Origin of the sequence: Brachybacterium fresconis, from assembly GCF_017876515.1 — a bacterium.
Lineage (GTDB): Bacteria > Actinomycetota > Actinomycetes > Actinomycetales > Dermabacteraceae > Brachybacterium > Brachybacterium fresconis.
Genome location: NZ_JAGIOC010000001.1, coordinates 2,267,348 through 2,290,190 on the forward strand (window position 1 = coordinate 2,267,348; position 22,843 = coordinate 2,290,190).

Genomic DNA, 22,843 nt, shown 5'->3' on the forward strand with positions numbered 1-22,843 from the left:
CCTCTGACGTCCGGATGGCCGACCTCCTGACAGGCCGACCGGATCCCGACCGCACAGCACGGCGCCCGGTGCCGCGTGGAGATCTCCACGGGACACCGGGCGCCGTGCTGTGGTGTGCCGGGCGGCCTCGGGTGCCGGGCGACCTGGGGTGCCGGGCGGCCTGGGGTGCCGGGCGGCCCTGCTGACTTTCGTCGCTCACCGTGACCTCACGGCCACACAGGCGTTGAGCTCACGCCTGGAGACGAAAGTCAGCAGGCTCACCGTGGTCCAGCAGGCTCACCGTGGTCCAGCAGGCTCACCGTGGTCCAGCAGGCCCGCCCACCGTGGTCCAGCAGGCCCGCTGGTCAGGCCAGGCGCTGCGCCGGGGAGACGGTCTTGGCGGGATCGATCTCGGGGATGTCGCCGAGCACCTCGTCGATGCGCGCCTTCACGTCGCCGTCGAGCGTGACGCCCGCGGCCTTCACGTTCTCGGTGATCTGCTCGGGGCGGGAGGCGCCGATGATCGCGCCGGCGACGTTGTCGTTGGACAGCACCCAGGCCACGGCGAGCTGAGCCATGGACAGCCCGAGCTCCTCGGCGATCGGGGCGAGACCCTGGACGGCCTCGAGCACCGGGTCGTCCAGGAAGCGCTTGATCATGTCGGCGCCGCCCTTCTCGTCCCGGGCGCGCGAGCCCTCCGGCGCCGGGGTGCCCGGCGCGTACTTGCCGGTGAGGATGCCCTGGGCGACCGGGGACCACACGACCTGGGAGACGCCGAGCTCGCGCGAGGTGGGCACCACGCGCTCCTCGATCACGCGCCACAGCATCGAGTACTGCGGCTGGTTGGAGACCAGCTGGATGCCGAGCTCGCGGGCCAGCTGGTGGCCGGCGCGGATCTGGTCCGCGTTCCACTCGGAGACCCCGATGTACAGGGCCTTGCCGGAGTGGACGACGTCGGCGAACGCCTGCATCGTCTCCTCGAGCGGGGTCGCATAGTCGTAGCGGTGGGCCTGGTAGAGGTCCACGTAGTCGGTCTGCAGCCGGGTCAGCGAGGCGTCGATCGACTCGCGGATGTGCTTGCGGGACAGGCCGGTGTCGTTGTGCCCCTGGGGGCCGGTGGGGAAGTAGACCTTGGTGAAGATCTCCAGCGACTCGCGCCGCTCGCCCTTCAGGGCCTCGCCGAGGACGACCTCGGCGGCGGTGTTGGCATAGGTGTCGGCGGTGTCGAAGGTGGAGATGCCGGCGTCGAGCGCGGCGCGCACGCAGGCGCGGGCCCGCTCGTCCTCCACCTGAGAGGCGTGGGTGAGCCAGTTGCCGTAGATGAGCTCGCTGATCTTCAGGCCGCTGCGGCCGAGGTGACGATGTTCCATACCGAGAACCTTATGACCGCACCCCCGGGGTCGCGCACCCATGCCCGCGACCGAGGGCCTATCCTGGTGATCCACGTCATAGCGCGGCAGACCCCCGATCCGAGCGATGGCCGGGGCCCGCGCTCCCGACTCGACGACGAGCACCGAGGAGAGCACATGAGCATCTACGCACGACCCGGGACCGAGGGCGCGAAGGTCTCCTTCAAGCCCCGCTACGAGAACTACATCGGCGGCGGATGGGTCGCCCCCGTCAAGGGCGAGTACTTCGAGAACCCCACGCCGGTGACCGGCCAGATCTTCACCGAGGTGGCGCGCTCCACGGCGGAGGACATCGAGCTGGCCCTGGACGCCGCCCATGCCGCCGCCCCCGTCTGGGGGACGACCGCGGTCGCCGAGCGAGCCGTGATCCTGAACAAGATCGCCGACCGCATCGAGGAGAACCTCGAGATGCTGGCCGTCGCCGAGACCTGGGACAACGGCAAGCCCGTCCGCGAGTGCCTGAACGCGGACATGCCGCTGGTGGTGGACCACTTCCGCTACTTCGCCGGGGCGATCCGGGCGCAGGAGGGCTCGCTCTCGCAGATCGACGAGGACACCGTCGCCTATCACTTCCACGAGCCGCTCGGCGTGGTCGGGCAGATCATCCCCTGGAACTTCCCGATCCTCATGGCCACCTGGAAGCTCGCCCCGGCGCTGGCGGCCGGCAACGCCGTGGTGCTCAAGCCCGCCGAGCAGACCCCGGCCTCGATCCTGGTGCTCGCCGAGCTCATCGGGGACCTGCTGCCGGACGGCGTGCTGAACATCGTCAACGGTTTCGGCGCAGAGGCCGGCAAGCCGCTGGCCACGAACAAGCGGATCAAGAAGATCGCCTTCACCGGCGAGACCACCACCGGGCGCCTGATCATGCAGTACGCCTCGCAGAACCTGATCCCGGTGACCCTGGAGCTGGGCGGCAAGAGCCCGAACCTGTTCTTCGAGGACGTCGCCTCCGCGAACGACGACTACTACGACAAGGCCCTCGAGGGCTTCGCGATGTTCTCGTTGAATCAGGGCGAGGTGTGCACCTGTCCCTCCCGGGCGCTGGTGCAGGGCTCGATCTACGACTCCTTCGTGGCCGACGGGATCGCCCGGGTGGAGGCCACGAAGCAGGGCGATCCGCTGGACACGGACACCATGATCGGCGCCCAGGCCAGCAACGATCAGCTCGAGAAGATCCTGTCCTATCTCGACATCGGCAAGCAGGAGGGCGCGAAGCTGCTCACCGGCGGCGATCGAGCCGACCTGGGCGGGGACCTCTCCGGCGGCTACTACGTCACCCCGACGATCTTCGAGGGCGACAACTCGATGCGGATCTTCCAGGAGGAGATCTTCGGACCGGTGCTCGCGCTGACCCGCTTCGACGGGTATGACGACGCCATCTCGATCGCGAACGACACCCTCTACGGTCTCGGCGCGGGCGTGTGGAGCCGTCAGCAGAACACCATCTACCGCGCCGGCCGCGCCATCCAGGCCGGTCGCGTGTGGGTGAACAACTACCACTCCTACCCGGCGCACGCCGCGTTCGGCGGGTACAAGTCCTCGGGCTTCGGGCGGGAGAACCACCTGATGATGCTCGACCACTACCAGCAGACGAAGAACATGCTGGTCAGCTACTCGGAGAAGAAGCTCGGCTTCTTCTGATCGGGACCGCCGACGGACGGGCGGCGCAGCTCCGGCTCGGTGCTCGCCCGACGGGCGGGTCGCGGGGTTCCGGCTCCGCGGCCCGTCCCGTCGGCCCCACCCAGAACTCCCCCATCGGCCGCTCACGGAAGGAACGACCATGACCGATCCCTCCACCGCTGACGACGCGACGATCCCGCCGCCCAGCGAGCCACCCATGTCCCCTCCGGGGCGGCCGCCCGTCGAACCGCCCACGGCGCCGCCGACCGATCCTCCGGGTGCGCCGCCCACCGGACCGCCCGGGCCGGCCCCGGAACCGGCCCCGATCCCGGGCCAGCCGCCCGAGCCGCTCCCCGAGCCGCCGGAACCGGAGCCGGAGCCCGAGCAGCCGCCGCCGGACCAGCCGCCGCCCGGGGCTCCCCCGCGGACGGCACGGCTGTACGACGCGCAGCTGTCGGTCCCGGGCTCCTCTCCTGCTGTCGGCGTCCCCGCCTCGCAGCCGGGGCAGCCGCCCGCCCCGGATCTGCCGGAGCCGACAGCGGCCGACGACGTGCTCGAGGCGGACCCCACCATCGAGGGCGAGGACTTCTCGCGCGTCGCGTTCACCCCCGCCGCGGTCACCCAGCTGCAGCGCCTGGTCGATCGCAACGGCCCGCTGATGTTCCACCAGTCCGGCGGCTGCTGCGACGGCTCCTCCCCCATGTGCTTCCCCGAGGGGGACTTCATCACCGGTGACGCCGACGTGAGGATGGGCCACGTCGAGGTGCCGCTGCCGGACGGGACCACCTCGCCGCTGGACTTCTGGATGAGCCAGGAGCAGTTCGCCTATTGGCGCCACACGCACCTGACGATCGATCTGGTCGACGGGCGCGGCGGCGGCTTCAGCCTCGAATCGCCCGACGGCAAGAGGTTCCTGACCAGGTCACGCCTGCTCGCCTGACACCCGGCGGCTTCCGTTCCGCTCTTCGTGCGAGCGCCGGTGGGAGCTTCCCCGTCAGAGCGTGGGCCGCGTCGAACTCGGTCGGCCTGACGCGGGGCGAGGTCGCGATGATCGGCAGGATCACGTCGGATGCCGTCTGCTGTCGTCGCTCGGTACGTCGTGATGCTCACCGTGAGAGGTCCCGTCGCAGGATCCCGAACAGGCCGGTCGCGGTGGTCACGACTGCGACCAGCACCAGGACGAGCCAGGAGTGCGCCGTGGAGTAGTAGGGGCTCACGTGGGCGATCGGCGACAGCGCCAGGTAGACCAGGTCGGGAAGTCCCGCCTTGACCAGGAGTTCACCGGCGATGCCCACGCCCAGAGCGCACCAGGCGACCGCGGCCGCGGCCCGCGGTATGAACCCCAGGCACAGCATGGCGATCCCGATCAGCACCCAGACCGCGGAAACCAGCGACAGGGTGAGCGGGAGCAGCCCCTCGACATCCTGGGCGGTCAGCATCAGGGCCACGCCCAGGACCGTCAACAACCCGCCGGAGCCGAGGAAGGCCACCAGCGCGGTCGCCATCGCCCATCGCATCCGGCCGACCGGTGCGGAGGCCGCACCATTGCGCACTGCAGATGTTAGTCACTAACATCGAGCAGGTGAGTACCACCCGCGATCGCCTCGTCGCCATCGCCCTCGATCTGTTCGAGCGCGATGGCTTCGCGGCTACGCCCGTCTCACACATCGCGGCTCGAGCCGGGGTGACGGAGATGACGTTCTTCCGTCTCTGCGGCTCGAAGGCCGCGGCCGTGGTCGAGGACCCCTTCGACCCAGTGATCGCAGCAGCCGTCGCCGCTCGACCACCGACCGAAGCCCCGCTCGCGCGTGTCGCCGCCGGTCTGCGCGACGCCTGGGCGGGTCAGGACAGCAGCATCGATGCCAGTACCGCACGCCGAGTTCGGATCATCGCCCGATCACCCGAGCTGAGTCAGGCGAGCTGGCGAGCCACCGAGGGCACGCGCGATGCGATCGTTGCGACCCTGGTGACCGGCGGTGTCCCCGACTCCAGTGCGCGCGTCGCGACCGTCGCGTGCCTCGCCGCCCTGCACACGGCCCTCCTCGATGCAGTGGCCGAGGACGCCGCCCGGCCGATCCGGGGGATGGCCGGGGTCGATGCTCCCGCCAGTGTGGACGAGCGACTCCGCGCCGCCCTGTCGGTCCTGATCGGAGACGACTCGTGAACTCCCGCGATGTCCTGCTGGCCTTCGACGGGGTGGCCAAGCGCTATCCGTCCGGGGACGGTCTGCGGGGAATGGACCTCGAGGTCCGCGCCGGCCAGGTCCATGCGATCGTGGGGATGAACGGTGCGGGCAAGTCCACGCTGATGCGCATCGCACTCGGTATGACTGCCCGCGACAGTGGAGAGGTGACGGTCCTCGGCCTCTCGATCGACAAGATCGACACCGCCCGCTGGCGTCGGGCCGGGCAGGCCGTCGACGGGGTCGAGAGCTACCCCGAACTCACGGTCGCGGAGAATCTGACGCTCGCAGCTCGGATGCACGGCCTCGTGCGCACGGAGGCCGTTCGGGCGACGGACCGCAGCCTCGCCGACCTCGACCTGAGCCCACTGCGCGGCCGACGCGCACGAGACCTGTCGGCCGGAAACCGGCTGCGGGCACGGATCGCCGCAGCAGTTGTCCATGACCCTGACCTGATCGTGCTCGACGAGCCCACCGCGAGCCTCGACCCCGCCGGCGTGCTGCTGGTGCGCGGCCTCCTGACCGAGCGTGCCGTTCGCGGCGCCGGGGTGCTGGTCTCGAGCCATCATCTCGACGAGGTCGCCCGAGTGGCCGACGTCATCACGGTCGTGAGCAGAGGCCGTGCCATCGGACGACTCGACCCGAGGGGTGCGGACCTCGAACGCGCGTTCTTTCACCTCGTGCACGCCGACACCGCAACGTGCCAGGGTGGCGACGGCGGCACGCCCGCACCCTTCGCACCAGGGGCGGATCCGCCCGTGATCCCCGGCGCTGCTCCCGTCGACCCCGGCAGCTCGAGGGAACGCGAGTCATGAGGACGGCGCTGTGGGCCGAGGTGCTCAAGACCCGTCGCGCGCTGGTGCCGCGGATCGTGGTCGCGGCGCTGGTGCTCGGACCCCTCACGCTGGCCGCCGGTCTGCTGGCCGGCAAGGACGACCCGGCGATCGCTGCACAGCTCGCACCCTTCGCGACCGGTGACCCCTGGCGGGATCTCTCCACCCTGGTGGCGATCGTGACAGCCGCCGGCGGCCTGCTCGGTTTCGGCATACTGCTCGCCTGGTTCTTCGGTCGCGAGTTCATCGACCGCACCATCGGCGGGCTCTTCGCGGCGCCGGTGGGACCGCGTGCGGTCGCCACGGCGAAGCTGCTCGTCTTCGCGGCAATCATCGCCACCGTGGCGATCCTGCTCGGGGTGGGAGTGCTCGGGACCGGTTTCGCGCTCGGCCTGCCCACGCCCCACCCGGCGGACCTGGGGCATGTCGGACGGGTCGTCGCCGTCACCGCCCTGACGGGCCTCGGCGCGATTCCGTGCGCATGGGCCGCGACGCTCTCCCGTGGCCTGCTGGCTCCGATCGGAACCGCCGTGGCGCTGTTGGTCAGCGCACAGATCGCGATGCTGTCGGAGATCGGCGCCTGGTATCCCTTCGCCGCGCCCGGGGCCTGGGCGGGATCGGCCGGCGTCCCGGACGAGCTGAACGTCTCGCCGATCCAGCTGACGCTGGTCGTGGCAACTGCCGCGCTGTTCGCGGCGTTGACGTTGCGCTCCTGGGGGCGGCTCCGGCTCTGAGACGTCTCCTGGAGGACAGCGAGGCACCATGATGCTGCGGAGTCCGCCCACCGCCATGAACCGACGGGCTCGACACCATGCCGAGAAACCGCGAGCGCGTCCGGCGTGCCGAACGGCGGATCGTGGTGCTTCACCGATGGCTGGCAGAGCACGGAGCGACGCCTGCAGCCTTCCCGGCCTGCCGCACGGACACGTGCCGCTGGGCGAGCAGGCGCAGCGCGGACAGCACCGGCTCCATCATGATCGTGCCGATGACGACGCGGCGCACCGCGTCGTCTGCCCCCTGGGGCACGGCCGCGACGTCCACCCGGGCCACCTGCTCGATCGCATCGGCGTAATCCGCCATCATCGCGTCGTCGACGTGGATCCCAGCCGCCTCGCACGCGGCCCACGCCTTCTCCAGCTGCTCGAGGACCGGGTCTCCCGGCCCCGTCGGCCAGCCGCGTGCGGCGACCCAGGCGTGCACGGGGCCGACGGGCCGCGCCTCGGGCGCCCGACTCGTCTCCGCACCGCCCGCCTCCTCGGCGCCCTTCCCGCCGGTCAGGGCGTCCTGCGCCGTGGAGAGCACGTCGAGCCGCTGCGGATCGGGGTCATCGATCACCGCGAGCACCCGGCGGACGGCGGCGATGCCCAGCCCGCCGGTCCGCACCAGAGCACGGATCAGGCGCAGACGCTCCACATGATCGTCGTCGTAGTCGGCGGTGGTGCGCGAGCTGCGATGCCCCGCGGGCAGCAGACCTTCGCGCAGGTAGTACTTGATGGTGCCGATCGGCACGTCGGTCGTCGCCGACAGCTCCGAGATCCTCATGCCGCCCTCTCCCGCCGTGCGGAACCTTCTCGCCCTCGTCCTCGGCCCTCCGGATATCCCTTGACAGCGGACCTCCGCGAGCACACCCTTAGAAAGTATCACTTTCTAGACATGGAGGGCCAGTCATGGATCCCGACCCGCACCCCGCACCGCCCCCGCATCCCGGCGGGACGCGGCCCGCGAAGATCCGCCCACCCAGCCTCACCCACGCTCCGGTCGACGGCATCGTCGTCTTCCACATCGGCATGACGGTCCACCGGCCGCTCCGTCCCGACCTGTGGGGGCCCGTCTTCGCCGCGATGCCGCGCATGCTCGCCGAGCTCTACCGGGCCAAGGCGGCGCACGAGCGCGGCGAGGGCGAGGACCTCGGCTTCCTCGAGGCGCACTCGATGTTCGGCGGCACCGGACCCTGGGTCGTGCAGTACTGGAAGAGCGTCGAGCACCTGTACGCCTACGCCCGGATGGGCGAGAAGGCGCATCTGCCCGCCTGGCAGAGGTTCAACCGGCTCGCTCGGCAGCACCCGGGCGCGGTCGGGATCTGGCACGAGACCTACGACGTCCCCTCCTCCGGCATCGAGACGCTCTACGGCAACGGGGCGGCGGTGGGCCTGGCGAAGGCCGTCGGCACCGTGCCGCTGACCGCCCGCGGAAAAGCAGCGCGCCAGCGGCTGGACACCCGCCTGCCCGGCGAGCAGTCGGCGTCGGCCGGCGCGCGCGGCTGACGCTCCCCCGCGCAGGGAACTCAGCGCCGCCGTGATAGCGCCGCCGTGATCGCGACGGGCCCGTCGCGGCGCCGATGTCACAGGCGAGCGCCGACCGGTGTCCTCCTCCTGACGGGCTCTTCCGACGGGTCCGCGGAGAGAAGGGGATGTCATGTCCGCCATCACGCCATTGCACAGCCTGAGCCCCTCGCGCCCGGCGCCGCGGGTGCCCCTGGGCCGCGACGGACGGTTCGAGAAGGTCGCGCGCTGGGTGGTCCGTCGCGTGTACGGGAAGGTCCTGGATCCGCTGGAGGCCTCGTTCCATCACCGCCCGGCGCTCGCATCGATGCTGGCCCTCGAGGCCACCGCCTCGTTCTGGAAGAAGCTCCCACCCACGCTCCACGCGCTGGCCGTGATGGCCCCGGCACGCGAGATCGGCTGCTCCTGGTGCATGGACTTCGGGTACTGGGAGTACCACCACCGAGGGGTGGATCCCCGCAAGCTCCGCGACATCGGCGCATGGCGCACCAGCTCGGTCTACTCCCCGCTGGAGCGGGCTGTGCTGGAGTACGCGGTGGCCGCCACGGCGACCCCGTCGGCCGTGACCGACGAGATGGTGGCCGCGCTCCGCGCGGATCTCAGCGACGGCCAGGTGGTCGAGCTGGCCGCGCTGGTCTCGTTGGAGAACTACCGCTCGCGCACCAACGCGGGACTGGGCCTGACCAGCCAGGGGTTCGCGGACGACTGCGAGGTACCCTCGAGCACGGCGCACTGACCACGGGAGCCCCATGACCACGACCCACGAGGCAGCATTCGAATCCCACCGCAGGGCCCTCCTCGGGGCCGCGTACCGGGTGCTGGGCACGGTCCAGGACAGCGAGGACGCCGTCCAGGAGACGTGGTTGCGCTGGCAGGACGTGGACCTGGCGTCCGTGCGCGAGCCCCGCGCCTTCCTGCTCACGGCCGTCACCCGCACGGCGCTGAACACGGTGCGCACGCGCAGCCGACTGCGGGAGGAGTACGTCGGCCCGTGGCTGCCCGAGCCGGTCTCGACGGATGCCGACGCGGATCCGGGGCGTGCCGCGGAGATCGCCGATGACGTGTCCTTGGCCCTGCTGGTCGTGCTCGAATCGCTCTCCCCGCTCGAACGCGCGGCCTTCGTGCTCCACGAGGTGTTCGCCGCCCCGTACGCCGAGATCGCCGAGACCCTCGAGCGCTCCGAGGCCGCCGTGCGGCAGCTGGTCCGTCGCGCCCGTGCGCACGTCCGCGAGCGCACCCCGCGTCATCCGGTCGACGAGAGCACCCATCGCGCCCTGACCGAGGCATTCCTCGAGGCGGTGCGCGGCACGGCGGCGCTCGAGGACATGATCTCGGTGCTGTCCCCCGATGTCGTCCTGACCACGGACGGCGGCGGGCACGCCAAGGCTGCCCGCCGACCCGTCCGCGGCACGGACAACGTGCTGCGTTTCGCCGCCGGGGTGCTGGCCAAGCCCGAGATCGTGATCCTGTCGTGGCAGGTCGCCGACATCAACGGACGACCGGCGCTGGTCGGACACGACGGTCCGCGGGTGGACTGCGTGGTCTGGGTCGAGGGCGAGACAGCAGGCGCCGAGACGATGGTGACCCGGATCGACATGATCCGCAATCCCGGAAAGCTCCGCGCCGTGCGGGTCTGAGAAGAGCTCGGCGCCCCTCGCATCCGGCCGATCCGCGCCGTGCGCGCGGCGGTGGCCGACGTACCCCCAGACCGCGAGCGCGAGCGCAGGCCCCCAGAACCAGCACGGGAAGGCGATCGCGAAGGATACGAAGGTGGTCGGGCCCAGCAGCGCGGCGCTGTGCAGCACGGGCACCGCCGCGAAGCACAGCAGGGCGGCGGCCGTCCCGCCGGGCACCGCCGCGACCGCGACCGGCACCGGACGTCCCGCCACGAGGGGCACCCAGCGGGGGAACACCTCTGCCCACGGGCGGATCAGTCCGAGGGTCAGCACGATGCCCAGCCAGCACCCGGTGGACAGGATCAGTCCCCAGACACGGACGGTCAGGGTCATCTCGACCGGCCCCGAGAACAGGCGGCAGCGATCGTGCTGGTGGCCGCCACCGGTCGCGCTGGAGCGTCCGTCCCCCGCATAGTGGGTCAGGGCGGTCCCGTCGGCCGCCCGAGGCCCGCCACACTCGGACGGATAAAGGAGAGACCATGCGTGACCTGGTGTACTACGTGGCCGTGAGCCTGGACGGCTACATCTCCGGTCCTCAGGACCAATTCGAGACCTTCCTCGTCGACGGCGATCACATGGCCGGCATCACCGAGGATTTCCCCGACGCGATCCCCACCGACATCGCCGCCCGGCTCGGCATCGACCAGAGCGGCGGCCGCTTCAGCTCCGTGGTGATGGGGGCGAGAACCCACTCCATGGGCCTGCCGGACATGCCCAGTCCCTACCGTCACCTGGAGCAAGTCGTGTTCACCCATCGCGACCTCGAGCCCGAGGAGAACCTCACCGTCACCGATGCGGACCCCGTCGAGGTGGTGCGGGAGATGAAACGTCACGACGGGGGCGACATCTGGCTGTGCGGCGGCGCGAACCTCGCCGCTCAGCTGCGCGGGGAGATCGACCGGCTCGTGCTCAAGCGCCAGCCGCTGCTGTTCGGCAGCGGCATCCCGCTGTTCGCGCCGAGCGACTACGACCCGGTGAGATTCGATCGGGTCAGCGCACAGGACTACGATTCTGGGGTCTCGATCACGCACTACGTGCCCCGAGGCTGAGTACTCGACTGTGCCGCGGATGTCCGTCCTGCGAACATCCGCGTCCGGGTGTGGCCTGGTCGGCTCGACGCACCCTTCATAGGCTCGAGGAGCACACCCCGTTGAACGCTCCACCCCCACAGGAAGAGTCGATGATGACCACTCTCTCCACCGCCCCCGCGAACCTCGACGCCCTGGCCGATACCTACGACGAGCAGGGTTACGTCCTGGTCAAAGGCCTGCTCAGCAAGGAGGAAGCGGCCGAGTACCGCACTCGCAGCCACGAGCTGATCGCCGCCCTGAATCGTGGCGACGACCCCACCTGGGACGCCGCGTCCGACGTCGCCATGGGACAGAAGACCAGCCTGCAGCATCTGCACGACGCCCAGTTCTACGACGCCGCGTACACCCGGTTGCTCACCGACCCGCGCTTCACGTCGGTCGCCGCGGCCGTTCTGCGCACCCCGAACGTGCAGCTGCACCACACCAAGATGTTCATCAAGCCGCCGGAGAACGGCTCCCCGTTCCCTCCCCACCAGGACTACCCCTTCTTCCCGCACACGAACCACAAGGTGGCTGCGGCGATCTTCCACTTCGATGACGCCCCGGACGCCAAAGGCTGCGTGCGCGTCGCCCCGGGAAGCCACAGGGAAGGACCACGCGAGCACGATCCGCAGGGCAGCTTCCACCTGCCCGACTTCCCCACCGACCGGCTCGTCCCGATGGAGGCCGAGGCGGGGGACGTCCTGTTCTTCACCTACTTCACGGTGCACAGCTCCGGCATCAACGTCAGCGACGAGGCCCGCACCACCTGGTTGGTCCAGTTCCGCGACCCGGCCGATCCGCCGCTGACCGACCAGCACGACCACTCCCTCGGCCAGGGCCTCATCCTCGCCGGCAGCGACCCCACCGGGCGTGCAGGCCAGGCATGATGCTGGGGTGAGCCTCGACCAGGTCGCCGGAGCGACCGCCTTCGTCGACCTCGCCGGTCTGCTCGTGACCGGCGAGGTCGACGAGTTCACGGTCGATTACCTCAGCTGGGGCTTCTACGAGCCGTCCATCTGGCGCAATCACCCCCACACGCACTCGTTCTACGAGGTGTGCCTGGCCTACTCCGGGTCGGGCACCTTCACCGTCGAGGAGGCGGAGCATCGGGTGCAGACCGGTGACGTGTTCATCGCGCGCCCGGGCGAGGTGCACGAGATCATCGCCGACCCCGCTGAGGGACTCGGGATCGCGTTCTGGGGCTTCACCCTGCAGCCGACCGACGCGATGCCCTCCTCCCTGCCCGGCTGGTGGAACGGCCTGGTCCGCGTCGACCGTCCGCTGGTCTCCCCCGCGCTCGGCTCCCTGCCGATGCTGATCTGCGCCCTCGCCGCGGAGGCCGCCACACCCCGTTCCGGGGTCTCCGGGCAGGTCAGGGCGCTCGGCGCCGCCCTCGTCATCGAGACCGCGCGCGCCTTCGCCACCGCCGATGATCTGACGGTCACGCTCGATCCGACGGCACGCACCACCTCGGCGGTCTCTGCCATGGAGCGCTACCTGTCCGACAACCTCACCCGCACGATCCACGTGCGCGACGTCGCCGCGAACGGGCACCTCTCGTCCCGTCACGCGGCACGGCTGTTCTCCCGAGAGACGGGATCCTCCCTGATGGAGACGCTGCGACGGCTCCGGCTGGAACGCGGTGTGCAGCTGCTGCTGGAGTCCGACGAGCCGATAGCGCAGGTGGCCCGGGCCTGCGGCTACCCCGAAGCGCGGGCGTTCATCACCGCATTCCGGCGCCACTACGGCCAGCCACCCGGCGCCTTTCGTCGCCACGGAGGCACGCTGCATCTGTGAGCACGGGCGCGTCGGCCCTCCGCTGGTGAGGTCGGCCCTGCGACGGTGAACATCGGGCCCGTCGGCCCTGCGCCGGGGAATACCGCACGTCGGCCCCGCGCCGAGGAGCAGAGCGCGTCGGTGCCCCGCCTCAGGCCGCGATGAACTGGCGGGTGACCAGGTGGCTCACACCGGGCAGACCGATCGCGCGGCGCCCCAGCTGCTGGAGCCGCAGCTGGAACGTCGTGGCGGGGATGAAGGCGGAGGCGCTGAGTCGGCCCGAGCGACGCACCTTCTCCGCCGTCGGCCGCCAGCTGCGCTCGTACTCGGCAAGGCCCACCTCGACGTGCGGACCCGCGGCCCGCAGGCCCCTGGCCAGCGCCTCGGCGCCGGCGATCGCCAGGGAGGTGCCCTGCCCGGCGAGCAGCGACGGGGCGTGGGCGGCATCCCCGGCCAGCACCACACGGCCCCGGCTCCAGCGGGGCGCATAGCTCTGGGCGACGAGGTCGTCGTAGAAGGAATCCGGAGCATGGGTGAGCGCCTGGTCGATCTGCGGGTGAAGACCCGCGAACTCCCGCTGCAATCGCATCGGATCCGGAACGGGCCTGTCCGTGTCGGTGCGGTCCACGCGTTCGGAGAGCATCACCCCGACCCGTGCCGCGTCGGCCGCATACAACCAGCCCACACGCTGGATCGTGTCGGTCATGAGCAACCGCTCCCCCAGCTCGCTTGCCAGCTGCGGATCCTCGAAGAGATAGCTCGCCGCGCGATACCCCATCGGCAGGATCTCTCCATGACCGGGGGCGACGTGCTCGCGGATCGGGGACCTCACGCCGTCGCAGGCGATCACCAGGTCGGACTCGAGGACGTCGCCGTCGGCGGTCGAGACTGCGGCCCGCTCGGGACTGATGTCGCGCGTTCCCACGACGCGCACGTCGTAGCGGAGATCCACGGTCGACGGCAGCTGCGCGAGCAGGCCGAGCTCGACCTCGGGGCGCAGGATCGAGAAGTAGCGCCCACCGGCGGCCTCCACCAGCGGCGCGGCATCGATCGTCCCGCTCTGACTGCCATCGGGCAGGCCGTAGCGGACGCCGTCGAACACGTGGCCCCGGGACCGCAGCTCGTCGATCACGCCCATCCGTTCCGCGGCGACGAAGCCGGGGCCGAAGAAGTCGATCATGTAGCCGCCGCCGCGCGGGCCCGGGGACGACTCGAGCACGGTGACGTCGTGGTCGGGGGCGAGTTCGTGGGCCACGGCGAGGCCGGCGATGCCGCCGCCGACGATGGTGATGTCCATGGCCCGACGCTACGCGGCAGGTGCCGGCGGCGCATCCCTGGTATCCCCCGAACGCAGCCCTGTCAGGCAACAGAGCCGCCCCATCACCCGGCACCCTCGCCGAGATCTACGTTCCAGGTGCCACCGCGCCCTGTGGCACCGACGACGCAGAGCTCGACCCGGCGGCGCGGGCGGCAGAGGCAGGTCTGGTCCGTCAGCCTCCGGTCGGAGGCGTTCCTCTCTCCACGGCCGTCGGCTCGCCGGCCACCGCAGCCGTCTCCCCCGTCACGGCCGCCATCTCCCCGGTCACCGCGGCCACCTCCCCGGTGACGGCGACCGACCCCTCGAGCACGGCCTCCTCCTCGTCGGGGTCGACGCCGGAGGCGAACTGCGACCAGTACAGGCGGTGGTAGGCGCCCTCGGCGTCCAACAGGGCATCATGGTCGCCCTGCTCGACGATGTCACCGTGCTCCATCACCAGGATCACGTCGGCGTCGCGGATGGTGGACAGGCGATGGGCGATGACGAAGCTGGTGCGGTCGGTGCGCAGCGCGGCCATGGCCTCCTGGACGAGGACCTCGGTGCGGGTGTCCACGGAGGAGGTGGCCTCGTCGAGGATCAGCAGCGCCGGGTCGGCGAGGAAGGCGCGGGCGATGGTGATCAGCTGGCGCTCGCCGGCGGAGATGTTCGCGCCCTCGTCCTCGATCACGGTGTCGTAGCCATCAGGCAGGGTGCGCACGAAACGGTCCACGAAGGTGGCCCTGGCGGCGGCGATCACCTCGTCGTCGCTCGCCTCGAGCCGGCCGTAGCGGATGTTCTCGACGATGGTCCCGCCGAACAGCACCGCATCCTGCAGCACCATGCCGATCTGGCTGCGCACCGCGCCGCGGTCCAGCGCACGGATGTCCACACCATCCAGGCGGATCTCGCCGGCGTCGATCTCGTAGAAGCGCATGATCAGGTTGACCAGGGTGGTCTTGCCGGCCCCGGTGGGCCCGACGATCGCGACCGTCTGCCCGGGTTCCGCGACGAGCGAGAGATCGGTGATCAGCGGTTTGTCCGGGCTGTAGGAGAAGGCGACATGGTCGAACTCGATGTGACCGCGGGTGGGTCCGGTGAGCTCGGCGCGCTCGATGCGGCGCTCCGCGGCCTCCCCGTCGGGCCCGGACGAGGCCACGGTGATCTCCCCGTCGGCCTCCTGCTCCTCGGCGTCCAGCAGCTCGAAGATCCGCTCGGCCGACGCCACGCCGGAGATCAGCATGTTCGCCATCCCGGCCACCTCGCCCAGCGGTGCGTTGAACTCGCGGGAGTACTGGATGAAGGCGACGACCTGGCCGAGACTCATCTGGCCGCCGGCGATCCGCAGGCCGCCGACCACGGCGATGCCGACGTAGCCGAGGTAGGTCACCCACTGCATGATCGGCATGATCATGCCGGAGTAGAACTGCGCCTTGAAGGAGGCCTCGAACAGCTCCTCGTTGCGCTCATCGAAGGTCTCGCGCATCGCGTCCTGGCGGTCGAAGACGGTGACCAGATCGTGCCCGGTGAAGGATTCCTCGACGTGGCCGTTCAGCCGGCCCGTGTTGCGCCACTGGGCGGTGAACAGCTTCTGCGACTTCGCGCCGACGATGCCGATGACCACCGCGGAGATCGGCAGCGCGATCAGGGCGATCACCGCCAGCTGCCAGGACAGCCAGAACATCATCGCGGTGATGCCGACGATGGTCAGCACCGCGTAGACCAGCGAGGCGAAGGCCTGCTGGAGGGCGGTCTGGACGTTGTCGACGTCGTTGGTGGTGCGCGAGAGCAGGTCCCCGCGCTGGCGGGTGTCGAAGTAGCTCAGCGGCAGGCGGTTGACCTTGGCCTCGATCTTCTCGCGCAGCACGTACACGATGCGCATGACCACGTCGTTCAGCAGCCGGCCCTGCAGCCAGTCGAACAGCGAGGCGATCACGTACATGCCCAGCACCGCCAGCAGCAGGCGGCCCAGTGCCGGGAAGTCGACGCCGGCGCCGGAGCGGACCCCGTCGTAGATGACGTCCATCGCATCGCCGAGGATCGAGGGTGCCCACACCGTCAGCGCCGTGGAGACGATCCCGAAGACCAGCACCACGGCCAGTCCCATCTTGTGGTCGGCGAAGGTGCCGGCCAGGCGGGTCGCGGAGGGCCAGAAGGCCTTCGCCTTGCGGGGCGCGGATTCGCCCCACTCTCCGCTCATGGAGTCCTGCATCTGAAGGATCTCCGCCTCGGTGAGATCCGCGGTGGCGCCCCCGGTCACGGCCGAGCCGCCCGGTGCGGCAGAGTTCCCCGACGTGGCAGAGCCGCCCGACGCGGCCGAGCCGTCGGGTGCGGCCGACGGTCTCGTCGCGGACTCGCCCTGGGAGCCCCGGTGCTTCTTCGCGCGGCTCATACCGGCTCCTCCACGGTGATCTGGGAGTCGACGATCTCCCGGTAGGTCCGATTCGTATCGAGCAGCTGCTCGTGCGTGCCGCGGCCGACGATCCGCCCCTGTTCGAGCACGAGGATCTGGTCCGCGGCGGTGATGCTGGAGATACGCTGGGCGACGATGATCATCGTCGCGCCTTCGGTGTGCGCGTCCAGGCCCTCGCGCACCGCGGCGTCGGTGGCGACGTCGAGCGCGGAGAAGGAGTCGTCGAAGACGAACACCCGCGGCCTGGCCACCAGGGTGCGGGCGATGCACAGCCTCTGGCGCTGACCACCGGAGACGTTGGTGCCGCCCTGGGAGATCGACGACTCCAGCCCGGTGCGCAGGGCCTCCCCCTCGCCGGTGGTGCGGTCGGCGACGAACTCGGTGGCCTGGGAGACGTCGAGCGCCTCCCACAGCTGTTCATCGTCGGCCGTCGGATCGCCGAAGCGGAGGTTGTGGCCGACGGTCCCGGAGAACAGATAGGGCCGCTGGGGGACGAGGCCGACGGTCTTCGAGATGGTCGCGCGGGAGAGGTCGGTGACCGCGGCGCCGTCGAGCAGCACCTGCCCGCTGGTGGCGTCGTGCAGGCGCGGGATCAGACTGATCAGGGAGGTCTTTCCGGAGCCCGTGGATCCGATGATCGCGGTGGTGCGGCCGGCCTCGGCAGTGAAGGAGACGCCGTCCAGAACCGGCGCGTCGGCGCCGGGGTAGGAGAAGGTCACGTCGCGGAACTCGACGCTCGCTCCGCCGCCGGCATGATCGAGTGCGGTGGGGTCGGCGGGCTCGGCCAGGGTGGGTGCGGTCTCGAGGACCTCGCCGATGCGCCGGGCGCTGATGATCGCGCGCGGGAACATCATGAACATGAAGGTGCCCATCATGACGGCCATGAGGATCTGCAGCAGGTACTGCATGAAGGCCGTCAGTGCGCCCACCTGCACCAGACCGTCATCGACGCGGTGGCCGCCGAACCAGAGCACCGAGGCGGTGGCCAGGTGCAGCACGATCGTGATCGCCGGCCCCATGATCACGAAGAGTCGGCCGATCCGCACCGAGGTGTCGGTGAGGGTGGCGTTGGCGTCCTCGAAGCGGGCGGTCTCGTGCTTCTCCCGCACGAAGGCCCGCACCACGCGGATGCCCATGATCTGCTCGCGCATCACGGAGTTGATCGAGTCGATGTTGTCCTGCATCCGCTGGAACAGCGGCATCAGCTGCGTGACCAGCAGCCCGACGATCACCACCAGGATCGGCACGGAGACCCACACCAGCCAGGACAGCCCCGGGTCCTCCTGGATCGCCATCACGATCCCGCCGATCGACATGATCGGCACCATGACCATGACGTTCAGCGTCATCAGCACGAGCATCTGGACCTGCTGGACGTCATTGGTGGCGCGGGTGATCAGGGTGGGGGCGCCGAAGCGGGCCAGCTCCTCGGTGGAGAAGCGGTCCACCCGGGTGTAGATCGAGCGGCGCACGTCCCGGCCCATCCCCATGGAGACGCGCGCTCCGAACCAGACGGCGGTGATCGCGGTGATGACCTGCACCATCGCGACGATCAGCATGACTCCGCCGACGCGCCAGATGTAGTCCGTGTCCCCCGTGGCGACGCCCTGGTCGATGATGTCCGCATTGAGGCTGGGCAGGTACAGGGTGGCCAGCACGGTGGCGAGCTGCAGCACGACCACGGCCGCGATATGCGGGAGATAAGGGCGCACGTGGCGCCGGATGACGGTCCAGAGCATGGAGTTCCTCGGTCAGAGCAGGATGCGGAGGGCACAGGTCGACGACGTCGTCGCGGTCGGCGGCGCTATCGCAGTCGGCGACGGGATCGACAGTAGGAGCGAAGGCGGACAGATCCCGTCCGCAGAGCCGATCGTGGAGCGGGGCGCGGTCGGGTGGCGGGACGCGGTCGGGCAGGGCAGATCTCGGGCGGACCAGGGCTCGGGCAGGGCTCAGGGCGGGCCAGGACACGGGCAGGACGCGCACCGTTGCCCAGGCACGACCACGGCGCTCCATCCTCCCGGATTCAGGACGGATTCGCACCCGACTTTCGGAGGAGGTCCCCTACCCGCGCCGAGCTCTGCGCTCTCGTTTCCACCGGACGATGTGGCAACAGAACCGCAGAACTCGCCCGCCCTTCTGCGCTGCGAAGCACATGATCCACGCGTCGGCGGCTCGGCCGCCCGGGGCAGTGCTGCCGCTGCCGGCACCGTCCATCTCCTGCTCGAACGGCCGGACAGTCAGACCCCGGCGTCCTCCCGCGAGGCGAGCACCAGTCGTTCCACGAGCTCGTCCGGGATCGGTCTGCTCGGGGAGAAGGTGATCCCGGTCTTCGTCGCCTTGAGGCCGGCGGCCGCGATGTCCTCGGCATGCTCGGAGAGGGCGCCCGCCTGGAGATACAGCCCGCACTGCTTGCTGAAGGCCGCATAGCTCGCGACGACCGTGCCGCCGATCCGGAACCCCGGCATGTCGTAGGCCACCATCTCCTCTGCGTCCGGCAGGACGCGGCCGAGAATCCCCCGCAGCCTCTGCAGCGAGGGCTGGAAACGTTCGGGTGCCGCGGCGATGTAGGCGTCGTGGTCGGCTGTCGCCATCATGGAGAGGTCCCACCTTCGGTTCCTGGTTGCGGTCAGCGTCGTCGCTCACCCCTGCCCGAGACTACCGTCCGCCGCCCGGCCCCTTCAGGCGTTCAGACCGCGGGCCCGTCGGCCGTGAGCTCCTCGAGCAGCTCCTGCACCCGGTGATCGATGTCGTCCCGGATCAGGCGCATGCGTTCGGCGCCCTCGATGCCGCGCTCGGAGGGCTCATCGGTGCGCCAGGTGGTGATTGTTCCGGCCATCCCGGGGACCGGCTCGACCACGGCCTCCTGCCCCAGCACCACGACGCGATCGACGCGCACCAGCAGCGAGGGATCGATCAGCTTGGTGGCCCCGGCGGACATGTCCGCGCCGGCCTCGGCGACGACCTCGGCCGACAGAGCATTGATCGATGTGCCGGGCCGGGTCCCGGCCGAGTGCACCTCGACCGTGCCGGCGGCGCGGGCCTCCATCAGGGCGGCGGCCATCTGGGATCTGCCGCCGTTCTTGACGCAGACGAACAGGACGGACGGTACCGAGGACGAACCGGATGCCGCGGACGAGCTGTGGTGCGGGGTCTGGGCGCTCATGCGGGGACCTTCTCTCGGGAACGGGCGGGGACGGTGGGGTCGCCGGGGAACAGGCGTCGGCCCAGCCACAGCGAGACGTAGACCAGACCGACCAGCACGGGGACCTCGATGAGGGGGCCGACGACGCCGGCGAGCGCCTGTCCGGAGCTCACGCCGAAGGTGCCGATGGCGACGGCGATCGCGAGCTCGAAGTTGTTCCCGGAGGCGGTGAAGGCGACGGTGGTGGAGCGGGCGTAGTCCATGCCGACGGCGCGGCTGAGCAGCAGGGATCCCAGGAACATCAGCACGAAGTAGGCCAGCAGCGGCAGGGCGATCCGGGCGACGTCCCCGGGGGCCGACAGGATCGCGTCCCCCTGCAGCGCGAACAGCAGCACGATCGTCAGCAGCAGCCCGTAGAGGGTGAACGGGCCGATGCGCGGCAGGAAGCGCTCCTCGTACCAGGCGCGGCCCTTCGCCCGCTCCCCCAGCACTCGGGTGAGGATGCCGGCCAGCAGCGGGATCCCCAGGAACACCAGAACGCTCAGCACGATCGCGCCGATCGAGAAATCGGCCGAGGTGGTGGACAGCCCGAGCCACGAGGGCAGCGCCTGCAGGTAGAACCAGCCGAGCGCGCCGAAGGCGATCACCTGGAAGACGGAGTTGATCGCCACCAGCACGGCGGCGGCCTCGCGGTCCCCGCAGGCCAGGTCGTTCCAGACCAGCACCATGGCGATGCAGCGGGCCAGGCCCACGATGATCAGCCCGGTGCGATACTCGGGCAGGTCCGCCAGGAAGATCCAGGCCAGGGCGAACATGAGCGCGGGACCGACGATCCAGTTCAGCACCAGCGAGGTGATCATCAGCCGGCGGTCGGCGCTGATCCGGCGGGTCTCGTCGTAGCGCACCTTGGCGAGCACCGGGTACATCATCACCAGCAGCCCCAGGGCGATCGGGAGGGAGACGCCGGCGATGCTCACGGCCTCCAGTGCCGGACCGATGCCGGGGACCAGGCGGCCCAGCAGCAGACCCACCACCATGGCGAGCAGGATCCAGACCGGCAGGAACCGATCCAGGAACGACATCTCCCCGGCGACACCGGTCGGTGCGCCGGGCGCGGTGGTCGTCGTCATGACGGCGCTACCTCTTCCTGTGGACGGACATCGATGCGAACGGTACCCCGCGCCGAGCTCTGCGCTCTCGTTGCCACCGTCGCTCATGGCAACGGCAGTGCAGAGCTCGCATGCAGCGCTCAGCAGACGCAGCGCTCAGCCGACGCAGCGCTCAGCCAGTCACCAGCGCGGCCACGATCGGCAGCACGATCGTCATGACCAGGGCGTTCATCACCATCGCTGCGCTGGACCAGCCTCCCGCGACCGGGGACTCGGCGAGCGCGCGCGAGGTGCCGATGCCGTGGGACGTCATGCCGATGGCGAAGCCGCGGGCCCGCTCGTCGCGCACCCGGGCCAGGTTCAGCAGCGCCGGTCCGAGGGCGGCTCCGAGAACCCCGGAGATCAGGGTCAGCACCACCGCCAGCGGCACGGACGCGCCGAGGGTCTCGGCGATCGACAGGCCCACCGGGGAGGTCACCGATCGTGGCAGCGCGGCGCGCAGCATGTCCTCGCCCGCCCCGAAGGCGGTCATCGCCCCCACGGTGATCGCGATGCTCACGGCACCTCCGACGGCGAGGGTCGCCATCACGGCGAGGGCCGAGGAGCCCAGGGCCCGCCCGTTGCGCAGCAACGGCAGCGCGAGCGCCACCGTGGCCGGGCCCAGCAGCAGTGTCAGCACCGTGACCTGCTCGAGGTACTCGGCGTACGGCAGCCCGGTGAGCTGCAGGACCGCGGCGACGAGGACGATCGTGACCAGCACCGGGGACAGCAGCCCGAGCCGACCGGAACGCTGATGGAGCCACAGCGAGAACAGATAGGCGCTCAGGGTCAGGACCAGACCGAAGGCCGGGAGGTGGATGAGCGTGTTCATGCGCCGGCCCTCCCCGGGTTCCGTCGGCGGTCCTGGCGGCGCAGCAGCGCCTGCAGCAGCCACCCGGCGACCAGCAGGGTCGCCACGAAGGACCCGCCGACGGCGAGCGCGATCGGCAGCGCGTTCTGCGCGAGGGAGTTCATCTCCAGCACGATCCCGACGCCGGGCGGGACGAACAGCAGCTGCAGGTGCGCCAGCAGCGGGGTCGCGGCCGGTTCCGCCACGCGCAGCACCGCCCGTGTGGGGCGCAGCAGGCCCAGCACCACCAGCAGCACGATCCCGAGCACGACCCCGGGAATGGGCAGGCCGAGCAGCTCCGACACGGTCAGGCCCACCATCTGCGCGAGCAGCAGGACCACGAGGCCGAGCAGCACGGGAGGCAGGAGGGCGGCGCGGGACATCGTCGCCAGGGTAGCCCGAGCGGCGTCGCCGGAATCGCGTTGACCACCGCCGACGGGGCACCTCACACTGCCGATATGCCGCTCTCCTTCCCGCTGCTCGGCGACCGCGTGCTGCTGCGCCCGTTCGAGACGGCCGACGTCCCGGCCGCGCACACCGTCTACGGGGACGACGAGGTCATGCGCTTCGTGGGCGAGGGCGGAGCGGTCTCGCCCGAGGTGACCGCGCGGATGGTCGAGGACTATCGCCGCCACCAGGACGAGCACGGCTTCGCCTTCTGGGCCGTGATGGCCCGGGACACCGGCGAGCTGATCGGGGACGCCGGGCTCGAGGTCACCGGGCACGGCGTCGAGCTGGGATACACCCTGTCCCGTCGCTGGTGGGGACGGGGCCTGGCGACGGAGGCGGCGAGCCTGTGCATGGAGGCCGCGGTCGGGCCGCTGGGTCTGGGGCAGGTGGTGGCGCTGGTCGACGACGACAACCCCGCCTCGGCCCGGGTGCTGGAGAAGATCGGCTTCACGGACCAGGGACGCACCACGGCCCACGGTCGTCCGCATCACCACTTCGAGCTCGCAACTTACCAGCCGGTCACCACGGGCGGCTCACCCTTCTGGTCCCCCTGACCAGCAGGAAGGCGGCGCATCGCGTCATGTCGATCGCCGTGTTGCTCACGACACCGAGCGCGGTGCATCACTCACGCCTTGCCGGGCGGGCCTCGACTCTCACAGCGTGGAGCCCGTGGGACGACGACCTGCGATCCAGGCGATCTCTCCCCTGCCCCTCAG

Annotated in this window: 23 protein-coding genes; 12 read left to right on the forward strand and 11 right to left on the reverse strand. The window is 70.5% G+C overall.

Annotation, left to right across the window (positions count from 1 at the left end; translation table 11 throughout):
- Nucleotides 1–344 precede the first annotated feature (344 nt).
- Nucleotides 345–1,349 carry an aldo/keto reductase family protein gene (locus JOF44_RS10205; RefSeq protein WP_209890565.1) on the reverse strand — a complete coding sequence of 335 codons (1,005 nt, stop codon included), beginning with the start codon at nt 1,347–1,349 and terminating at the stop codon, nt 345–347.
- Between the two features lie 156 nt (nt 1,350–1,505).
- Between JOF44_RS10205 and adh the strand changes: the two genes are divergently transcribed.
- Together adh and JOF44_RS10215 are read left to right on the forward strand one after the other, a co-directional pair.
- Nucleotides 1,506–3,029 (forward strand): aldehyde dehydrogenase, encoded by a 1,524-nt coding sequence (gene adh / locus JOF44_RS10210; RefSeq protein WP_209890568.1) that lies wholly within the window; start codon nt 1,506–1,508, stop codon nt 3,027–3,029.
- Between the two features lie 502 nt (nt 3,030–3,531).
- A complete protein-coding gene (locus JOF44_RS10215; RefSeq protein ID WP_209895891.1) occupies nt 3,532–3,948 on the forward strand; it encodes a DUF779 domain-containing protein in 417 nt (138 codons plus the stop codon).
- 166 nt (nt 3,949–4,114) lie between these two features.
- On the opposite strand, the gene JOF44_RS10220 is transcribed toward JOF44_RS10215, so the two are convergent.
- Nucleotides 4,115–4,513 carry a hypothetical protein gene (locus JOF44_RS10220; RefSeq protein ID WP_209890571.1) on the reverse strand — a complete coding sequence of 133 codons (399 nt, stop codon included), beginning with the start codon at nt 4,511–4,513 and terminating at the stop codon, nt 4,115–4,117.
- Between the two features lie 77 nt (nt 4,514–4,590).
- On the opposite strand from JOF44_RS10220, the gene JOF44_RS10225 reads away from it, so the two are divergent.
- From JOF44_RS10225 to JOF44_RS10235, 3 genes are read left to right on the forward strand one after another with little or no spacing between them, the layout of a single operon-like run.
- The gene (locus JOF44_RS10225; RefSeq protein WP_342591748.1) at nt 4,591–5,172 is read left to right on the forward strand and encodes a TetR/AcrR family transcriptional regulator; all 582 of its coding nucleotides are present in this window, start codon (nt 4,591–4,593) and stop codon (nt 5,170–5,172) included.
- On the forward strand, nt 5,169–6,005 hold the full coding sequence (locus JOF44_RS10230) for an ABC transporter ATP-binding protein (RefSeq protein WP_342591749.1): 837 nt from the start codon (nt 5,169–5,171) through the stop codon (nt 6,003–6,005). The genes JOF44_RS10225 and JOF44_RS10230 overlap by 4 nt, the downstream gene beginning before the upstream one ends.
- Nucleotides 6,002–6,757 (forward strand): ABC transporter permease, encoded by a 756-nt coding sequence (locus JOF44_RS10235; RefSeq protein WP_209890574.1) that lies wholly within the window; start codon nt 6,002–6,004, stop codon nt 6,755–6,757. The genes JOF44_RS10230 and JOF44_RS10235 overlap by 4 nt, the downstream gene beginning before the upstream one ends.
- Nucleotides 6,758–6,887: 130 nt before the next feature.
- Here the strand turns inward: JOF44_RS10235 and JOF44_RS10240 are convergent, their stop codons facing one another.
- Nucleotides 6,888–7,565 carry a MerR family transcriptional regulator gene (locus tag JOF44_RS10240; RefSeq protein ID WP_209890577.1) on the reverse strand — a complete coding sequence of 226 codons (678 nt, stop codon included), beginning with the start codon at nt 7,563–7,565 and terminating at the stop codon, nt 6,888–6,890.
- A gap of 125 nt (nt 7,566–7,690) precedes the next feature.
- Here JOF44_RS10240 and JOF44_RS10245 point away from each other — a divergent pair, with 125 nt between their 5' ends.
- The 6 genes from JOF44_RS10245 (at nt 7,691) to JOF44_RS10270 (ending at nt 12,851) form a co-directional block, all read left to right on the forward strand.
- Nucleotides 7,691–8,287, forward strand: coding sequence for a DUF4188 domain-containing protein (locus JOF44_RS10245; protein ID WP_209890580.1), 597 nt, complete (start codon nt 7,691–7,693; stop codon nt 8,285–8,287).
- A gap of 151 nt (nt 8,288–8,438) precedes the next feature.
- Nucleotides 8,439–9,041 carry a carboxymuconolactone decarboxylase family protein gene (locus tag JOF44_RS10250; RefSeq protein WP_209890583.1) on the forward strand — a complete coding sequence of 201 codons (603 nt, stop codon included), beginning with the start codon at nt 8,439–8,441 and terminating at the stop codon, nt 9,039–9,041.
- 13 nt (nt 9,042–9,054) lie between these two features.
- Nucleotides 9,055–9,942: an RNA polymerase sigma factor SigJ gene (sigJ, locus tag JOF44_RS10255; RefSeq protein WP_209890586.1), complete on the forward strand. Its 888-nt coding sequence runs from the start codon at nt 9,055–9,057 to the stop codon at nt 9,940–9,942.
- Between the two features lie 518 nt (nt 9,943–10,460).
- On the forward strand, nt 10,461–11,030 hold the full coding sequence (locus JOF44_RS10260) for a dihydrofolate reductase family protein (protein WP_209890589.1): 570 nt from the start codon (nt 10,461–10,463) through the stop codon (nt 11,028–11,030).
- 131 nt (nt 11,031–11,161) lie between these two features.
- Nucleotides 11,162–11,941, forward strand: coding sequence for a phytanoyl-CoA dioxygenase family protein (locus tag JOF44_RS10265; protein ID WP_245348916.1), 780 nt, complete (start codon nt 11,162–11,164; stop codon nt 11,939–11,941).
- 7 nt (nt 11,942–11,948) lie between these two features.
- Complete coding sequence (locus tag JOF44_RS10270; protein WP_209890592.1) at nt 11,949–12,851, forward strand: helix-turn-helix domain-containing protein; 903 nt, start codon at nt 11,949–11,951, stop codon at nt 12,849–12,851.
- A 130-nt stretch (nt 12,852–12,981) separates the two neighbouring features.
- Here JOF44_RS10270 and JOF44_RS10275 read toward each other — a convergent pair whose 3' ends face one another.
- The 8 genes from JOF44_RS10275 to JOF44_RS10310 form a co-directional block, all read right to left on the reverse strand.
- A complete protein-coding gene (locus JOF44_RS10275) occupies nt 12,982–14,127 on the reverse strand; it encodes an FAD-dependent oxidoreductase (RefSeq protein WP_209890595.1) in 1,146 nt (381 codons plus the stop codon).
- A 193-nt stretch (nt 14,128–14,320) separates the two neighbouring features.
- Nucleotides 14,321–16,336 (reverse strand): ABC transporter ATP-binding protein, encoded by a 2,016-nt coding sequence (locus JOF44_RS10280; protein WP_209895899.1) that lies wholly within the window; start codon nt 16,334–16,336, stop codon nt 14,321–14,323.
- Between the two features lie 176 nt (nt 16,337–16,512).
- Nucleotides 16,513–18,276: an ABC transporter ATP-binding protein gene (locus JOF44_RS10285; protein ID WP_209890596.1), complete on the reverse strand. Its 1,764-nt coding sequence runs from the start codon at nt 18,274–18,276 to the stop codon at nt 16,513–16,515.
- Nucleotides 18,277–18,774: 498 nt separating this feature from the next.
- Nucleotides 18,775–19,131: an iron chaperone gene (locus JOF44_RS10290; RefSeq protein WP_209890599.1), complete on the reverse strand. Its 357-nt coding sequence runs from the start codon at nt 19,129–19,131 to the stop codon at nt 18,775–18,777.
- A 92-nt stretch (nt 19,132–19,223) separates the two neighbouring features.
- Entirely contained in the window at nt 19,224–19,700 is a 477-nt protein-coding gene (locus tag JOF44_RS10295; RefSeq protein ID WP_209890602.1) for an arsenate-mycothiol transferase ArsC, read from the reverse strand.
- Entirely contained in the window at nt 19,697–20,809 is a 1,113-nt protein-coding gene (gene arsB, locus JOF44_RS10300; protein ID WP_209890607.1) for an ACR3 family arsenite efflux transporter, read from the reverse strand. The genes JOF44_RS10295 and arsB overlap by 4 nt, the downstream gene beginning before the upstream one ends.
- 151 nt (nt 20,810–20,960) lie before the next feature.
- Nucleotides 20,961–21,659, reverse strand: coding sequence for an LrgB family protein (locus JOF44_RS10305; protein WP_209890610.1), 699 nt, complete (start codon nt 21,657–21,659; stop codon nt 20,961–20,963).
- Complete coding sequence (locus tag JOF44_RS10310; protein WP_209890613.1) at nt 21,656–22,060, reverse strand: CidA/LrgA family protein; 405 nt, start codon at nt 22,058–22,060, stop codon at nt 21,656–21,658. Before JOF44_RS10310 ends, JOF44_RS10305 begins: the two co-directional genes overlap by 4 nt.
- Nucleotides 22,061–22,135: 75 nt before the next feature.
- On the opposite strand from JOF44_RS10310, the gene JOF44_RS10315 reads away from it, so the two are divergent.
- Nucleotides 22,136–22,681, forward strand: coding sequence for a GNAT family N-acetyltransferase (locus tag JOF44_RS10315; protein WP_209890616.1), 546 nt, complete (start codon nt 22,136–22,138; stop codon nt 22,679–22,681).
- Nucleotides 22,682–22,843 lie beyond the last annotated feature (162 nt).

Excerpts from the sequence above, each read along its gene's own strand:
- JOF44_RS10205 (WP_209890565.1), bottom strand. The coding sequence starts at position 1,349 with ATGGAACATCGTCACCTCGGCCGCAGCGGCCTGAAGATCAGCGAGCTC.
- adh (WP_209890568.1), top strand. The coding sequence starts at position 1,506 with ATGAGCATCTACGCACGACCCGGGACCGAGGGCGCGAAGGTCTCCTTC.
- JOF44_RS10220 (WP_209890571.1), bottom strand. The coding sequence starts at position 4,513 with ATGGCGACCGCGCTGGTGGCCTTCCTCGGCTCCGGCGGGTTGTTGACG.
- JOF44_RS10235 (WP_209890574.1), top strand. The coding sequence starts at position 6,002 with ATGAGGACGGCGCTGTGGGCCGAGGTGCTCAAGACCCGTCGCGCGCTG.
- JOF44_RS10240 (WP_209890577.1), bottom strand. The coding sequence starts at position 7,565 with ATGAGGATCTCGGAGCTGTCGGCGACGACCGACGTGCCGATCGGCACC.
- JOF44_RS10245 (WP_209890580.1), top strand. The coding sequence starts at position 7,691 with ATGGATCCCGACCCGCACCCCGCACCGCCCCCGCATCCCGGCGGGACG.
- JOF44_RS10250 (WP_209890583.1), top strand. The coding sequence starts at position 8,439 with ATGTCCGCCATCACGCCATTGCACAGCCTGAGCCCCTCGCGCCCGGCG.
- sigJ (WP_209890586.1), top strand. The coding sequence starts at position 9,055 with ATGACCACGACCCACGAGGCAGCATTCGAATCCCACCGCAGGGCCCTC.
- JOF44_RS10260 (WP_209890589.1), top strand. The coding sequence starts at position 10,461 with ATGCGTGACCTGGTGTACTACGTGGCCGTGAGCCTGGACGGCTACATC.
- JOF44_RS10265 (WP_245348916.1), top strand. The coding sequence starts at position 11,162 with ATGATGACCACTCTCTCCACCGCCCCCGCGAACCTCGACGCCCTGGCC.
- JOF44_RS10275 (WP_209890595.1), bottom strand. The coding sequence starts at position 14,127 with ATGGACATCACCATCGTCGGCGGCGGCATCGCCGGCCTCGCCGTGGCC.
- JOF44_RS10280 (WP_209895899.1), bottom strand. The coding sequence starts at position 16,336 with ATGCAGGACTCCATGAGCGGAGAGTGGGGCGAATCCGCGCCCCGCAAG.
- JOF44_RS10285 (WP_209890596.1), bottom strand. The coding sequence starts at position 18,276 with ATGCTCTGGACCGTCATCCGGCGCCACGTGCGCCCTTATCTCCCGCAT.
- JOF44_RS10290 (WP_209890599.1), bottom strand. The coding sequence starts at position 19,131 with ATGATGGCGACAGCCGACCACGACGCCTACATCGCCGCGGCACCCGAA.
- JOF44_RS10295 (WP_209890602.1), bottom strand. The coding sequence starts at position 19,700 with ATGAGCGCCCAGACCCCGCACCACAGCTCGTCCGCGGCATCCGGTTCG.
- arsB (WP_209890607.1), bottom strand. The coding sequence starts at position 20,809 with ATGACGACGACCACCGCGCCCGGCGCACCGACCGGTGTCGCCGGGGAG.
- JOF44_RS10305 (WP_209890610.1), bottom strand. The coding sequence starts at position 21,659 with ATGAACACGCTCATCCACCTCCCGGCCTTCGGTCTGGTCCTGACCCTG.
- JOF44_RS10310 (WP_209890613.1), bottom strand. The coding sequence starts at position 22,060 with ATGTCCCGCGCCGCCCTCCTGCCTCCCGTGCTGCTCGGCCTCGTGGTC.
- JOF44_RS10315 (WP_209890616.1), top strand. The coding sequence starts at position 22,136 with ATGCCGCTCTCCTTCCCGCTGCTCGGCGACCGCGTGCTGCTGCGCCCG.